We start from the raw sequence: 1281 nt of genomic DNA, 5'->3' as shown, positions 1-1281 counted from the left end.
CTGACGGATCCCCACGAAATAGATAAGAAAATCAGGATGATATGATTGAAAAGGCCTGCATGGGTCGGCATGTTGTTAATCGCCAAACCAACAATATGCCTAAGGAGACCCATGCAGGCCCCTCGATTCTTACATACTCTGCTGACCTCATCACTCCCCCTGGTCCATGCCAAGCGCCTGCAGGCGCTGCTCGACACGGTGGGTGCCCTGCTGGGCGAGCGCCGCCTGGGCTTGACCGCCCTGGGGCGTGCCTTGCCAGGGCCAGTGGCTACCAAGCACACCATCAAGCGAGTCGATCGGTTGCTGGGCAACCCTCACCTGCATCAGGAGCGTCCCCTGTTCTATTGGCTCGTGGCCAGCCTGCTGATTGGCCACATGACCCGCCCGCTGATTCTGGTGGACTGGTCGCCGATTGATGACCGTGGCAAACGGTTCTTGCTGCGCGCCGCGGTGCCCTTTGCCGGGCGCTCGCTGCCAATCTTCGAGAAAGTCCACCACAAGGATGGCTGCCAACACTGTGAGGCATACTTGTTGGCCGCTCTGGCCGAGATACTGCCTGACAACGCCACGCCGATCTTGGTCACCGATGCGGGCTTTCGTAATCCCTGGTTCGAGGCGGTTGAGGCACGTGGTTGGTACTACGTCGGCCGGGTGCGTAGCCCGGTTCGCTGCCAGCTGCCAGGGCAGGCGTGGCAACCTGTGTCAGACCTGTTTCCGCAAGCGACATCGGTACCGCGGGCGCTGGGTTCCGTGCAAATTGCTGAGAGCAATCCACTGACCACCCGCATGGTGCTCTACCATCGGCCGCCGCAGGGGCGCAAGCATCGCAACAAGCGCGGACAGGTCTCCCAGGACAGCCGCAGCCGGGCGATTGCCCAGCGCCAGAAGGAGCCCTGGGTGCTGGTCAGTAACCTACCGGCGCGCTCAACGCTGGCGGACAAGTTGGTGGCCATTTACCGGCAGCGCATGCAGATTGAAGAGGGCTTCCGCGACGTCAAGAGTCCCCAGTTCGGGCTGGGCTTCGGCATGCATCAGTCTCGCCAAGGCAAGCGGATCGAAATCCTGCTGCTGATCGCGATGCTGGCCAATGTCGTGGTGATGGTTGCCGGTCTTCAAGTCCGAGACAGCGGGCAACAGCGACGCTACCAGAGCAACACGATCCGTCATCGGAACGTTCTCTCCGTGTGGCGTTTGGGACTGGAGTGGCTGCGACGTCATTGTGTCGGTGCTGTCCCATGGCCCTCTTGGAAGACAGTTCTGACGAGCCTCCAAGGGGAAGTC

At 61.3% G+C, this 1281-nt stretch carries 1 protein-coding gene; it reads left to right on the top strand.

Annotated features, from left to right (window positions below; all coding sequences use genetic code 11):
- Positions 1 to 111: 111 nt before the first annotated feature.
- Positions 112 to 1281: IS4 family transposase (locus tag CWI66_RS17460; RefSeq protein WP_100732376.1), on the top strand; the 1170-nt coding region annotated here is incomplete at its 3' end.

The sequence above is a fragment of the Halomonas sp. 141 genome (assembly GCF_002810305.1).
Lineage (GTDB): Bacteria > Pseudomonadota > Gammaproteobacteria > Pseudomonadales > Halomonadaceae > Vreelandella > Vreelandella stevensii.
This window is presented reverse-complemented; position numbering and strand designations above follow the sequence as displayed.